This is a genomic window from Rhodococcoides sp. S146-33 (assembly GCF_059489205.1).
Map to the genome: position 1 here is coordinate 245,206 of NZ_JCAJWY010000004.1, position 13,735 is coordinate 258,940.

The following is a 13,735-nucleotide window of genomic DNA, read 5'->3' on the forward strand; positions in this document are numbered from 1 at the left end:
AGACTGCGGCATCCGAGTTCTAGAGTGCACCTAGTTGCATAGTCACCGCGTTGCATACATACTCTCGTTGTGGCCTTGGAACACGCGATTTTGGTTTCACTCGCCGAGCTCAGTGGCTCGGGGTACGAGCTCGCTCGGCGGTTCGACAAGTCCATCGGCTTCTTTTGGAGCGCAACGCATCAGCAGATCTACCGGACGCTGACGCGGATGGACGACGCCGGATGGATCACCGGTGAGGCCGTCGCCCAGGACGGCCGTCCCGACAAGAAGGTCTACTCGGTCAGCGCCGCAGGCCGCGCCGAGCTCGATCGCTGGATCGCCGCGCCGACCGATCCCTCACAGCTACGCGAGGAGCTTGCGGTCAAGATTCGCGGCGCCGCCAACGGTGACATCGACGCCCTGAAAGTCGAAGTCGCCCGCCATCGCGATGTTCATGCCACCCGACTCGACGTCTACCGACTGATCGAGAAGCAGGATTTTCCGGACCCCGCTGCCCTCAGCGGCACCGCGTTGCATCAATACCTGGTGCTGCGTGGCGGAATTCGCGTCGAAGAAGGTTTCACCGAGTGGTGCACCGAAGTATTGGAGAAGCTGTGAAGACCGAGCAGACCGCTGGCCCGTATCCGATTCTGTTGTCGCCGTTGGACGTCGGTGCGACCACGCTGAAGAACCGGGTGATCATGGGCTCGATTCACACCGGCCTCGAAGATCGCGCCCGCGACACCGGCCGCCTGGCGGCCTACTTCGCCGAGCGAGCTCGCGGCGGCGTCGCCCTCATCATCACCGGCGGGTATGCCCCCAATCGCACCGGTTGGCTCTTGCCGTTCGGAGCCAAGCTGACCAACCGTCTCGAGGCCCGTCGGCATCGGCGGATCACCGCGGCAGTACACCGTGAGGGCGGCAAGATCGCGCTGCAGATCCTGCACGCCGGGCGCTACTCGTATCAGCCGCTGAGCGTGTCTGCTTCGTCGATCAAGGCTCCCATCAACCCTTTTCGGCCGCGGCGATTGACGTCGAGAGGCGTGCGCTGGCAGATCCGAAACTATGTGCGCTGCGCCCGTCTTGCCCAGAGCGCCGGCTACGACGGCGTCGAGATCATGGGCGGCGAGGGATATTTCATCAACCAGTTCCTCTCCGAACGCACCAACAAGCGGCGTGACGAGTGGGGCGGTTCGGCGAAAAATCGCCGTCGGATGGCCGTGGAGATCGTGGGACAGACGCGGGCGGCGGTGGGCGAGGACTTCCTCATCGTGTTCCGGCTGTCCATGGCCGACCTCGTGGAACAGGGCCAGAGCTGGAACGACATAGTCGCACTCGCCGAGGACGTCGAGGCCGCAGGCGCAAACATCATCAACACCGACATCGGCTGGCACGAATCGCGGGTGCCGACCATCGTCACCTCGGTTCCGCGAGCAGCGTTCGCCGATATCACCGGCAAGCTGGAAAAGTACGTCACCATCCCCGTCGCGGCATCGAATCGCATCAACATGCCCGAGATCGCCGAGAATATCCTCGCCCGCGGCGACGCACAGCTGATCGCGATGGCCAGGCCTATGCTCGCCGATCCGTTCTGGGTCGAGAAGGCAGCCACCGACTCCGCCGATCAGATCAACACCTGCATTGCCTGCAATCAGGCCTGCCTCGACCATGCCTTCGTCCACAAGAAGGTCTCCTGCCTGGTCAATCCTCGTGCGGGCCGGGAGATCGACCTGCAATTGCTACCGACGAAGAAGACGAAGAAGGTTGCCGTCGTCGGAGCCGGGCCCGCAGGCTTGGCAGCAGCGCTCAATCTCGCGCAACGCGGTCATGCCGTCAGCCTGTTCGAGGCCAGGGACGAGATCGGCGGTCAGTTCGGCATCGCGCGGCTGATTCCCGGCAAGGAGGAATTCGCAGAGACGATTCGTTATTTCTCCAGCGCGCTCCGCACCGCCGACGTCACCATCCATCTGGGCAGTCGGGTGACGGCCGCCGATCTGATCGCAGGTGAGTTCGACGAAGTGGTACTGGCTACCGGCGTCACTCCCCGGATTCCGAGCATTCCCGGCATCGAGCACCCCTCGGTGTTGTCGTATGCAGAGCTGGTGCGCGACGGCAAGCCCGTCGGTGATCGCGTTGCCGTCATCGGTGCAGGCGGAATCGGCATCGACATCTCCGAGTTCCTCACCACCGACGCCTCCCCCACGCTGGACCTGAAGGAATGGAAGCAGGAGTGGGGTGTCACCGAGCCCGAGGCGGCACCCGGGGCATTGACCACACCGGTGCCTGCGCAGTCACCGCGCGAGGTGTATCTGCTGCAGCGCAAGCCAGGACGCATCGGCGCGGGCCTGGCCAAGACGACCGGTTGGGTGCATCGAGCTGCTCTCAAAGCCAAAGGCGTGCATCAGCTTTCGGGAGTCAACTACGAGAAGATCGACGACGCGGGGCTGCACATCTCGTTCGGAGAGAAGCATGAGCGCGCGCGTGTGCTCGAGGTCGACACCATCGTGATCTGTGCGGGCCAGGAGTCGGTTCGCGATCTGGTCGACGAGCTGCAGGCCGCCGGTACCACCACGCACATCATCGGCGGTGCGGACGTCGCGGCGGAGCTGGACGCCAAACGGGCCATCGAGCAAGGCACCCGGCTCGCGGCCGCGATCTGATCTGTCCGCTAGCCTGTCTCACCGTGAGCCTGCCCAAGCCCAACCCCGATGCCCGCGCCGTCGTCACCGGAGCCTCTTCCGGTATCGGTGAAGCCCTGGCCACCGAACTCGCCGCCCGTGGTCATTCACTCATCGTGGTGGCCCGACGCGGCGAACTGCTCGAGGCGCTCGCCACGAAGCTCACTGCCGAGCACGGCGTCACCGTCGAGGTGCGGCAGTCGGATCTGTCGAACCGCGAGCAGCGCCAGGAACTGGTCACCGAACTGTCCGAGCGTGAGATCTCGATCCTGTGCAACAACGCGGGTATCGCGACCTTCGGACCGGTGGCCGGGCTCGATCCCGCGTACGAGCGTGATCAGGTGGAGCTCAATGCCGTTGCCGTACACGATCTCACGTTGGCGGTCATGCCCGGCATGATCGGCCGCGGAGCCGGCGGCATTCTCATCACCGGTTCGGCTGCAGGCAACATGGCCATCCCCAACAATGCGACGTACGCAGCAACCAAGGCCTTCGTCAACACGTTCTCGGAGTCACTGCGCGGTGAGCTCGCGGGCACCGGCGTCAACGTCACCCTGCTCGCTCCGGGCCCGGTCCGCACCGAGACACCCGACCCGGCCGAGGCCTCGATCGTGGACAAGATGGTTCCCGACTTCCTCTGGATCGACAGCGCCTACACTGCGAAGCTGTCGCTGGACGGCCTCGCGAAGAACAAGATGCGCGTCGTGCCCGGCCTGCTGAGCAAGGGCATGTCGGTCGCCGGGCAGTACAGCCCGCGCAGCATCTCCGCGCCGATCATCGGCAGCTTCTACAAGAAGCTCGGCAGCTAGTACCCGAATCCTGGTCGTTCCGCGGGCTCCACTCCCGACTGAGCAAGCTCAGCGCCGCCGACGGCGACCGGTTCCGAAGATGCTGCGCGAGATCTCCCGTCCGGCCGCCGACGCAGCCGATCTCAGGAAGCTCTTGACCGCCGGGTTGCCCATGATCCGTTCCGCGGCCGACGGCCCGTCGGGTTCGTTCGGAGGTAGGTCCGGCAGGTCCGCGGGCAGGGGCGGGATGTCGAACTTCTCGGCCGGGGCGGGCACATCCGCCACCCGCGCGTTCATCCGCTCGTAGGCGGACTCACGGTCGATGGTCTCCCTGTACTTCGCAGACAGAGTGCTCGACGAGGCGGCCGCCGCGATGGCGTCGTTGCCGATGGTGTCCATCAGTGAGCGGGGCGGGCGAATCTTCGTCCACGCCACCGGTGTCGGCGCACCTTTTTCCGAGAGCACCGTCACGATCGCTTCGCCGGTCCCCAGCGACGTCAGCGCCTTTTCGAGGTCGTACGCGTCGGTCTTGGGGTACGTCCGCACCGTCTTGTTCAACGCCTTCTGATCGTCGGGGGTGAAGGCGCGCAGGGCATGCTGAATACGTGCACCCAGCTGTGAGAGCACGTCGTTGGGAACGTCGGTGGGCAGCTGCGTGCAGAAGAAGACGCCGACGCCCTTCGAGCGAATGAGCTTGACGGTCTGTTCCACCTGCTGCAGAAAAGCCTTGGACGCATCGGCGAACAGCAGGTGTGCCTCGTCGAAGATGAAGACCAGTTTGGGCTTGTCGATATCACCGACTTCGGGAAGCGTCTGGAACAGGTCCGCGAGCACCCACATCAGGAAGGTGGAGAACATCACCGGGCGGGACGCCTGCGCCCCGAGCTCGAACAGTGTGATGACCCCTCTGCCGTCCGGTCCGACGCGCAGCAAGTCCTCGGTCTCGAGCTCCGGCTCACCGAAGAACGTGTCGCCGCCGTCTGCTTCGAGGTTGACCAGTGCGCGCAGAATCACCCCTGCGGTCGCCGAGGAGACCCCGCCGATGCCTTTGAGATCTGCCTTCCCCTCGTCACTCGTCAGGTGCATGATCACCGACCGCAGGTCCTTCAGATCGAGCAGGGCGAGCCCCTGGGAGTCGGCCCAGTGAAAGATCAAGCCGAGGGTGGATTCCTGAGTATTGTTCAGTCCCAACACTTTACTGAGCAGAATCGGCCCGAAGGCAGTGATGGTGGCGCGGACCGGTACCCCGATCCCCTCGGTGCCGAGGGAGAGAAACTCCACCGGATGTCCGGTCGGAGCCCAGTCCGGAATCCCGGTATCGGTTGCTCGGCTGCGGATCTTCTCGTTGTCCTCGCCCGGCTTCGACATGCCCGACAGGTCGCCTTTGACGTCGGCCATGACGACGGGAACGCCTGCGGCAGAAAGCTGTTCGGCAATACCCTGCAGCGTCTTCGTCTTGCCGGTTCCGGTGGCTCCGGCCACGAGACCATGTCTGTTCAAGGTCGCCAACGGGATTCGAATGCGGGCACCAGGGTCGGTGACGCCGTCGAGAACTACGGTTCCCAGCTCCAAAGCGGCACCCGCAGAGGCATATCCGGAAGCGATCTCCGCAGCCTTGCCGGTAGCCGGCGATACCTGCCCTCGTTCTGCCGCGATAGCCTCGGCTTCGGCCGCGTCGGCTGCAGCCATTGCTTCGGCAGCCACTCGCGCGGCTTCCACTGCGGCAGCCTTGGCAGCCTTCGCTTTCTCTGCCGGGCTGAGCGATGGCGTCGGCTGAGTCGGGTCGACTGTCATGTCCGCGTCCTCCATGAACTGTGCTGATGCTGAACTGGCTCGATCGCCACCGCAAACCCTAGTGGCATCGCAGCTCGCACTAGGGTGGAGCCTGTGCAGGACAAACTTGTGTGGATCGATTGTGAAATGACCGGCTTGGACCTGAGCAAGGACAAGCTGATCGAAATTGCGGCGCTGGTGACCGACAGTGAGCTCAACATCCTCGGAGAGGGTGTCGACATCGTCATCCACGCCGATGACGACGCGTTGGCGAACATGCCTGCCGTCGTCACGGACATGCACGCCAAGTCGGGCTTGACCGACGAAGTGCGCGCATCGACGGTGACGCTGGAGGAAGCCGAGCAGCGTGTACTGGCGTACATCAAGGAGCACGTCCCGGTGGCCGGAACGGTTCCGCTTGCGGGAAACTCCATCGGTACCGATCGTGGGTTCATCTCTCGCGACATGACCGCACTCGACACCTACCTCCACTACCGCATGATCGACGTCAGCTCGATCAAGGAACTTTCCCGACGGTGGTACCCGCGGATCTACTACGGACAGCCGGCCAAGGGTCTCGCACACCGCGCCCTGGCGGACATCAAGGAGTCGATCAAAGAACTGCAGTACTACCGCCGGACGGCTTTCGTGGCTCCCCCGGGGCCGTCTACCAGCGACATCGCTGCTGTTGTTCAGGATCTCGACACGCATCCAGGGGCGGATTAGCAACCGCGGATTCAACCCGCTAGTATTGTCGACGCTGCTGATGGAGAGCCCGAAAAGGTTCTGTGGACGCATGCAATGGTGGGCGTAGTTCAGCTGGTAGAGCACCAGGTTGTGATCCTGGATGTCGCGGGTTCGAGTCCCGTCGCTCACCCCATACGAATAAGGCCGGTCTCCTCGCGAGACCGGCCTTTTTCGTGCGTATGTCTCACCCCTCGGAGCGGCCGCACGTCCGCACGCAACGACCCTGACCTCGAATTACGTTGTTGTAATTCAACTTTCGAGTTCCCTGTGGGGTTGATGTGACGTACGGTAACTATTGGCACTTTTGGGGAAGAAAAGTACCGATGTGGTTCATGTGTTTTCTGCTACGTGAGTTCAACGTGCCCCGAAGCGTCACCGAACATGTTCTTACGTTCTCCGCGCGCCCGTTCGACGGATGCGCGGAGTACGCAGACGAGGAGGCTTTTCGTGGGTCGCAGAATGCACAGAGTCATAGCGGGTTCGATCTTGTCGGCAGCACTGTGCCTAGGCACAACCGGCTTGCTCAGCCCCGCGGTGGCCACCGCTCAACCCACGATCGAACTACCTCAGATCCCGATCCCCCAGCCCGATGCACAGCAGCGAGCCGCGATACTCGCCGCAGTGCTCGACGCCACCGGCGTTCTGATCAACCAGGTCGCGGCGATCGTTCTCGACGGCGATGTGTTGTCGGTGCCCGATTCGCCCGACGCTCCGAGCGCTGTCGATGTTCCCGAGATCGAACTACCGAGTGCGCCGCCGACCGTCGGTCTCGGCGGCGCGGTGCTCCCGATCGACGCGGGCAAATACCGCATCACCTCGGGTTACGGCGGACGCAACAACCCCACCGGTAACGGCGCGCAGTACCACCAGGGCGTGGACCTGGCCGCCGACAGCGGGACCCCCATCCATGCGGTGACCGGCGGAACCGTCGTTCAGGCCGGCGACGCGGGCGACGGCTACGGCAAGCTCGTTCGGGTCAAGAGCGGAAATACCGAGACCTACTACGGCCACCAGTCCAGCCTCGCGGTATCGGTCGGCGACGAGGTGGCTCCGGGAGACGTACTCGGCGCGGTCGGCAGCACCGGTAATTCGACCGGACCGCACCTGCACTTCGAGGTACGCAACAACGGCTCGAGCATCGAACCGGTGGCATACCTGAAGACACTCGGGATCGATCCTTCGCTCTACCAGACCCGCGATCGAAGCTGATCGGTCCGACCGACACCGATCACACCGTGGTGGCGTTGCCGGCTTTCCACTCGTCCCACGGGATGTTCCAGTCACCGAGGCCGTCGGTACCCGACAACGTTCCGCCGACGGTGTTCTTCACCACGACGATGTCGCCGCGCTTGGTGTTGTCGTAGACCCACTTGGCATTGGTCGGGCTCAGATTCAGGCAACCGTGCGAGGCGTTCGAGTACCCCTGCTGCCCCACCGACCACGGCGCGGAGTGGAAGAAGATGCCGCTGTACGACATTCGCGTCGCCCAGTCGACGGGCGTTCGGTATCCGGAGGACGAGTTCACCGGCACGCCGTAGGTCGAAGAATCCATCACGAGGTGCTCGAAGCGGTCCCCGATGATGTAGACGCCGTTGTCGGTCGGGGTGCTGTCCTTGCCCATCGACGTCGGCATGGTGATGACGTCCTGGCCGTTGACGTTGAACGTCACCTGCTTGGTGTTGTCGTCGGCGGTAGCGATGACAGCATCACCGATCGTGAACGACGTCGTCGCGTTCTCCTGACCGTAGATGTCGTCACCGAGGTCGCGGCCGTACACGTTCACTGCCACGTCGACCTCGGTGCCCGGAGCCCAGTAGTTCTGCGGTCGCCAGCGAACCTCTTTGTTGTTGACCCAGTAGAACGCGCCTTCGACGGCAGGCGTCGTGGTGACCGTGATCGCGTTCTGTGCAGCAAGCTTGTCGGTGATCGCTTCGTCGAACTGGACCGCGACCGGCTGCCCGATACCCACGATGGCACCAGGATTCGGCAGCACGTACGGCTTGGTGAAGTTACCGGGTTGACTGGTGGTGAAACTGGTGACCGTGCTCGACGCTCCCCCGAGTCCGTACGCGTCGGCCTGCACGCGATACTCGCGGTCGTAGCCGAGCGGCTCGGTGTTGGTCCACGACAACCCGTCGGGCGCAATAGCCCCCGACACCGGCTCACCAGCCGGGTTGAGCATCGTCACAGAGGACAACTTGCCGTCGGCCACCGACACGGTCACGGGGTCTGCGGGCGAGAATCCGACGGCGCCGTCGAGGACACTCGAGGTCAACTTCGGCTTCATCAGCTCGGTCATGGGATTGGAATCGATGGGCACCGACGGTTCGGAAATGTCCGATGCCGAACTGCATCCCGACAGGACCGCTACCGAAGCAACGATTCCCACCGCGGCGAGTACGAATCCGCGATTCACCCTCATCAAACACACCACTTCCCAGTTCGAGCCCGACTCGTGCGATTGTGCCAGCGCAGAATCTTCACATTCCACTCGACAGCCCGTTCGATCAATAACGTTCGAGTACCAATCGTCAGGCGCAAAGTTCGTGTTACCTCCCACCACGCAAGATGGGGCGTCGCGTCACGAGATCACCAGTCCCGGCCCAGCACGGTGAGGACAACGTCATATATGGCTAACTGACGTGTAATGGCCGCGCACCCTGAACCAGGCACTGTGGAATCCATGGTCACCACGGTGAAGACACTCTGCGCCTACTGCGGCGTGGGTTGCGGCATGGTGCTGCAGGTCGGGGGCCTCTCGACATCTGCCGGCGCATGCCCCCCGGTCGGCAAGCCCGCCGTGACCAAGTCCATCGGGGACAAGACGCACCCGGCCAACTTCGGCCGCCTGTGCACCAAAGGGACGACCACCGCAGACATGTTGGCCGCACCCGGTCGGCTCGAAAAAGCACAGATTCGGCATCGCCGCGGCGAGCGTCCGGACAGCACGGACACCGCGGTGGCGATCCACGACGCCGCCCGGCGGCTCCGCACCATCATCGACGAGCACGGTCCCGATGCAGTGGCCCTGTACGTGTCGGGGCAGATGTCGATCGAGGCACAATACTTGTCGAACAAGTTGGCCAAGGGATTCATCGGCACCAACCAGATCGAATCCAACTCACGTCTGTGCATGGCGAGTGCGGGAACCGGCTACAAACAGTCGCTCGGTGCCGACGGGCCGCCCGGGTCCTACGAGGACTTCGACCACGCCGACGTCTTTCTTGTCATCGGCTCCAACATGGCCGACTGCCACCCCATCCTGTTTCTGCGAATGATGGACCGTGTCAAAGCCGGCGCGAAGCTGATCGTCGTCGACCCTCGACGCACCGCCACCGCTGACAAGGCCCACCTACACCTGCAGCTCGAGCCGGGATCGGACCTCGCCCTGCTCAACGGGTTACTTGCGCTCCTCGTCGAGGACGGCAACACCGACCCACGATTCATCGCCGAGTTCACCGATGGGTGGGACGCGATGCCGGAATTCCTTGCCGACTACACTCCGGACAACGTTTGTGCTGCAACAGGTCTCGACGAGAAAGACCTCCGTGCGGCGGCCGCGATGATCGGTGCCGCGAACAATTGGATGAGCTGCTGGACCATGGGCCTCAACCAGTCGACCCACGGCACCTGGAACACCAACGCGCTGTGCAATCTCCATCTGGCCACCGGAGCCATCTGCAAGACCGGAAGCGGACCCTTCTCGTTGACCGGGCAACCGAACGCCATGGGCGGACGGGAAATGGGCTACATGGGTCCAGGACTCCCGGGACAGCGATCGGTGATCAGCGATGTCGACCGTGTATTCGTCGAGGATCGATGGGGTATCCCCGAAGGGACGCTCCGCACCGATGTCGGCGGCGGAACCATCGAGATGTTCTCGAAGCTGGCCGCAGGTGAGATCAAGGCCTGTTGGATCATCTGCACCAATCCGGTTGCGTCCGTGGCCAATCGAACGACCGTGATCGAGGGACTCGAGCGCGCCGAATTGGTGATCACCCAGGATGCATTCGCCGACACCGAGACCAACGGCTATGCAGATGTCATGCTTCCCGCGGCGCTGTGGACCGAAGCCGAGGGCGTGATGGTCAATTCCGAGCGCAACCTGACCCTGTTCCAACCGGCAGTCGCGGCACCGGGCGGGGCACTGCCGGATTGGAAGATCATCGCCGACATGGCCTGCGCACTGGGATATTCGGAGGCATTCACCTATTCGAGTGCCGAGGAGGTGTTCGAGGAGATCAAGCAATTCTGGAACCCCGACACCGGCTACGACATCCGGGGGGTCACCTACGAGCGCCTGCGCGAGAATCCACTCCAGTGGCCGTGCCCGCCCGGCGCAACGAACACCAGAAATCCGATCCGCTACCTCAACGACGGTGTCAGCCAGAGACAACGCGTCCGCGAGGACGGATCGATTCCCGCACTGTCGTTCCCCACCCCCAGCGGCCGAGCACAGTTCTTCGCCAGGCCGAGCATGGCGCCGGCCGAGATGCCCGACGACGACTACCCGTTCGTGCTCAATACCGGTCGTCTTCCCCATCAGTGGCACACCATGACCAAGACCGGCAAGGTCGCCAAGCTGAACAAGCTCGATCCTGGCCCGTTCGTCGAGTTACACACCATCGATGCCGACCGACTCGGTGTGGCCGACGGCGACAGTGTGGAAATTTCATCCCGCCGCGGCCGAGCGGTGCTGCCGGCTGTCGTCACCGATCGAGTTCTCCCGGGCAACTGCTTCGCACCGTTTCACTGGAGTGACGAGTTCGGCGAGAATTTGGCGATCAATGCGGTCACCAACGACGCGATCGATCCGTATTCTCAACAGCCCGAGTTCAAGGCGTGCGCTGTCACCCTCACCAAAGTTACTGTAGCCCAACCACTCTCACCCGTAGTCTACGAGCATTCCGAGGACCCGGTCGATGCACTCGCCGCAATCGTCGGCCGGCCTGCGCGCCCGGCAGAACCGTTGACTGTCATCGAGCAGCGTTACATCGCAGGACTTCTCGAAGGTCTGGGCAGTGAGGCAGGCCGCAGCGCAGCGGGAACGCCCGCTCTGCCGTCGAAGACTTCCCTGTCCCCCGAGACCCACGCGTGGCTCGACGGCGTTCTCGCGGGCCTGTTCTCGCGTAGACCCGACACCGACGGTGCCACTTCCGGAGTATCGGCCGATACCGCTGATCCGGACCGACGGCCGGTGCTGTTGCTCTGGGCCTCCCAGACCGGCACCGCCGAGGAGTACGCCCAGTCCTGTCTCTCCCACCTGAGGGGAGCCGGTCTGACGATTGCCGAACACTCGATGGATACGTTCACCGTCGAACGTCTGCCTGCCGAGGCCGATGTGCTGATCGTCAGCAGTACTACCGGCGACGGGGAAGCGCCCGACAACGGCGCGACGTTCTGGGACAGTCTCGTCGCCGAGTCCACCGTGAAGCTTGCGGGAATCCGTTATGCCGTACTCGCTTTCGGTGATTCGAGCTACGCCGACTTCTGCGGCCACGGACGCAGGATCGACGAGCGCCTCACCGAATTGGGTGCCACCCGGTTCCTCGAACGAGTCGACTGCGAACCCGATTACGAGGCCGAGGCGGGGGCGTGGCTCGATGCGGTGGTCGATCGGCTCCGGCACGATGACGGCACCACCAGCTCCAACGACGCACAGGTGGAGCCTGCTCCGCGCACCGTCCCGCAGACCCGAGCGGAGCCGGAGCGGTACAGCAAGAAATCGCCGCTGGTGACGACGCTCGTGCGCAACCGAGTATTGAGTTCGCGCGGATCCATGAAGGACGTGCGCCAACTCGGCTTTCATCTACCCGCAGGAACACTCGATTACGAGGTCGGTGACGCACTGGGGGTCTGGCCGCGTAACAGCGACGCCTATGTCGACGAGTGGCTCGAGGCCACCGGCCTGGACCGTGACACCGCTGTCGAACTCGCTGAACACGGCTCGATGACGCTGCGCACGGCGCTGAGCCGCCACCTCGAAATCGCTCGTGCGACGCCTGATCTGCTGAAGTTCGTCCATCGACGGACGGCGGACGACGACCTGGAGGCGATGCTGCATCCCGACAACAAGCATGCTTTGTCCGACTGGATGTGGGGTCGTCAGTCGATCGATGTGCTTGCTGCACATCCGGTTCGGGCTTCGGTGGACGACTGGTTGAGCGTTCTCAAACCGCTGCAGCCGCGTCTGTATTCGATTTCGTCGAGCCCGAAGGAGAATCCCGACGAGGTACAGGTGACTGTCTCGGCAGTGCGGTACAACGTGCACGGAGTTCCGCGACGTGGCGTGTGCTCGACCTATCTGGCCGACCACGCGGCAAACCACGAGGTGGGAATCTTCGTGCAGAAGTCCTCGCATTTCAAGCCACCGGAGGACCCCACCACGCCCATGATCATGGTCGGCCCCGGCACTGGCATCGCCCCGTTCCGAGCGTTCCTGCACGAGCGGCGCGCACTCGGTCATACCGGTAAGAACTGGCTGTTCTTCGGTGAGCAACACGCCGACACGGACTTCTACTACCGCGACGAGCTGACGGCGATGTTGAGCGACGGGTCGCTCGATCGTCTCGACGTCGCCTTCTCTCGGGACCAGAAGGACAAGGTCTACGTGCAGGATCGCATGCGCGAACACGGCAGCGAGCTGTGGAACTGGATTCACCGAGGTGCCCACTTCTACGTCTGCGGCGATGCGTCCAGAATGGCCAAGGACGTCGATGCAGCACTGAAGGGCGTGGTGGCCCAGCACGGGAAGCTCGCCCCGAGCAGCGCCGAAGCCTACGTCAAAGCCCTTGCTGCCGAAAAGCGGTACGTGCGCGACGTCTACTGAGTCGGTGGGACCGTGCGGGTCAAGAACTCGATCTGGTCTGCCACCACCCGCTCGAACGGCTCGCCCAGATAGATGGCGAAATGACCGGCCTCGTAGGTCTTGACCTCGCCTAGCGGTGCCGTTCGTGCGTAGCGCAGAGTGGCCTTCGCCGGAGCGACCGAGTCCGTCTCGCAGACCACGAACAGAATAGGGCAACGAACATCCTTGGCTCGACGTCCGGGCCGGTGCCGCACGATCTGCAGCGCGACTCTGGCAGCCACCCGGTTGTGGAACGACTCGTCGGCGTCCGGCGCGAGAGCCAGGTACCCGTCGTAACTGTCGGGCGACGTCATCAGTGCCGTCGTCCCCGGTCGCCCGGCGGTCGCCACCATCAGCGGCGGCCGCCCGACCACCGATCCCGCCAGATCACCGAGCGCCCGACCGGACAACTTCATCGACGTCCAGGTGTTCGACGCGAGTCCCGATGCAATTCCGTCGGTGAACGGGCACTGCGCCACGACGGCCGCAACCTTCTGGTCTCGGGCGGCAGCGACGATGACGTGGCCACCGCCGAACGACGAGCCCCACAACACGATGCGAGTGTTGTCCACATCGGTGCGCGAACGCGCATGAGCGATGGCCGACGCCCAGTCCTGCAGCTGCGATTCGATGTCGAGCAGTTGGCGCGGCTCACCGCCGCTGGCCCCGAAGTAGCGATAGTCGAAGACGAGGCATGCGTACCCGGCGGCACGGAAGCGCTCGGCGTAAGCGTCGAGCCGCATTTCCCGGGTACCGCCGAGGCCGTGAGCCATCACGATCACCGGAGCCGGCTCGGGACTGTCCGGCAGGTACAGCCAGGCCGCACAGTCGACCCCATCGGACTGGAACGTGATGTCTGTACGGTCGGGTACCGCGCCCCCCGGCTGCGAATTCATGGGCAGACCATAGCCCACCACGATCGG

At 63.8% G+C, this 13,735-nt stretch carries 9 protein-coding genes and 1 tRNA gene; 7 read left to right on the plus strand and 3 right to left on the minus strand.

All coding sequences use genetic code 11. The features are described 5' to 3' along the window. The first annotated feature begins 69 nt into the window (after nucleotides 1–69). The 3 genes from AC5WEY_RS18990 to cmrA are packed head-to-tail and all read left to right on the plus strand — an operon-like array spanning nucleotide 70 to nucleotide 3,466. Nucleotides 70–597, plus strand: coding sequence for a PadR family transcriptional regulator (locus tag AC5WEY_RS18990; protein ID WP_495647063.1), 528 nt, complete (start codon nucleotides 70–72; stop codon nucleotides 595–597). Continuing rightward, complete coding sequence (locus AC5WEY_RS18995) at nucleotides 594–2,639, plus strand: FAD-dependent oxidoreductase (protein ID WP_495647064.1); 2,046 nt, start codon at nucleotides 594–596, stop codon at nucleotides 2,637–2,639. Before AC5WEY_RS18990 ends, AC5WEY_RS18995 begins: the two co-directional genes overlap by 4 nt. A gap of 23 nt (nucleotides 2,640–2,662) precedes the next feature. Next, nucleotides 2,663–3,466, plus strand: a complete 804-nt coding sequence (gene cmrA / locus AC5WEY_RS19000; protein WP_057479838.1) for a mycolate reductase — start codon at nucleotides 2,663–2,665, stop codon at nucleotides 3,464–3,466. A gap of 48 nt (nucleotides 3,467–3,514) precedes the next feature. Here cmrA and AC5WEY_RS19005 read toward each other — a convergent pair whose 3' ends face one another. Continuing rightward, nucleotides 3,515–5,239 (minus strand): helicase HerA-like domain-containing protein, encoded by a 1,725-nt coding sequence (locus AC5WEY_RS19005; RefSeq protein ID WP_495647065.1) that lies wholly within the window; start codon nucleotides 5,237–5,239, stop codon nucleotides 3,515–3,517. A 93-nt stretch (nucleotides 5,240–5,332) separates the two neighbouring features. Here AC5WEY_RS19005 and orn point away from each other — a divergent pair, with 93 nt between their 5' ends. From orn to AC5WEY_RS19020, 3 genes are all read left to right on the plus strand, one after another. Then, complete coding sequence (gene orn / locus AC5WEY_RS19010; protein ID WP_495647066.1) at nucleotides 5,333–5,944, plus strand: oligoribonuclease; 612 nt, start codon at nucleotides 5,333–5,335, stop codon at nucleotides 5,942–5,944. A gap of 78 nt (nucleotides 5,945–6,022) precedes the next feature. After that, a tRNA-His gene (locus tag AC5WEY_RS19015) sits at nucleotides 6,023–6,098 on the plus strand. A 326-nt stretch (nucleotides 6,099–6,424) separates the two neighbouring features. Next, entirely contained in the window at nucleotides 6,425–7,174 is a 750-nt protein-coding gene (locus tag AC5WEY_RS19020) for a M23 family metallopeptidase (protein ID WP_495647067.1), read from the plus strand. A 19-nt stretch (nucleotides 7,175–7,193) separates the two neighbouring features. On the opposite strand, the gene AC5WEY_RS19025 is transcribed toward AC5WEY_RS19020, so the two are convergent. After that, the gene (locus AC5WEY_RS19025; protein ID WP_495647068.1) at nucleotides 7,194–8,387 is read right to left on the minus strand and encodes a L,D-transpeptidase; all 1,194 of its coding nucleotides are present in this window, start codon (nucleotides 8,385–8,387) and stop codon (nucleotides 7,194–7,196) included. 261 nt (nucleotides 8,388–8,648) lie between these two features. Between AC5WEY_RS19025 and AC5WEY_RS19030 the strand changes: the two genes are divergently transcribed. Further along, nucleotides 8,649–12,794: a bifunctional nitrate reductase/sulfite reductase flavoprotein subunit alpha gene (locus AC5WEY_RS19030; RefSeq protein WP_495647069.1), complete on the plus strand. Its 4,146-nt coding sequence runs from the start codon at nucleotides 8,649–8,651 to the stop codon at nucleotides 12,792–12,794. Here the strand turns inward: AC5WEY_RS19030 and AC5WEY_RS19035 are convergent. Next, nucleotides 12,788–13,708, minus strand: coding sequence for an alpha/beta hydrolase (locus AC5WEY_RS19035; RefSeq protein ID WP_495647070.1), 921 nt, complete (start codon nucleotides 13,706–13,708; stop codon nucleotides 12,788–12,790). The two genes, AC5WEY_RS19030 and AC5WEY_RS19035, sit on opposite strands and share 7 nt — an antisense overlap. Between the last annotated feature and the right edge of the window lie 27 nt (nucleotides 13,709–13,735).

Bases quoted from the DNA above. Each gene is read 5' to 3' on its own strand.
- AC5WEY_RS19030 (WP_495647069.1), top strand. From the start codon at position 8,649: ATGGTCACCACGGTGAAGACACTCTGCGCCTACTGCGGCGTGGGTTGC.
- AC5WEY_RS19020 (WP_495647067.1), top strand. From the start codon at position 6,425: ATGCACAGAGTCATAGCGGGTTCGATCTTGTCGGCAGCACTGTGCCTA.
- AC5WEY_RS19025 (WP_495647068.1), bottom strand. From the start codon at position 8,387: ATGAGGGTGAATCGCGGATTCGTACTCGCCGCGGTGGGAATCGTTGCT.
- AC5WEY_RS19035 (WP_495647070.1), bottom strand. From the start codon at position 13,708: ATGAATTCGCAGCCGGGGGGCGCGGTACCCGACCGTACAGACATCACG.
- AC5WEY_RS19005 (WP_495647065.1), bottom strand. From the start codon at position 5,239: ATGACAGTCGACCCGACTCAGCCGACGCCATCGCTCAGCCCGGCAGAG.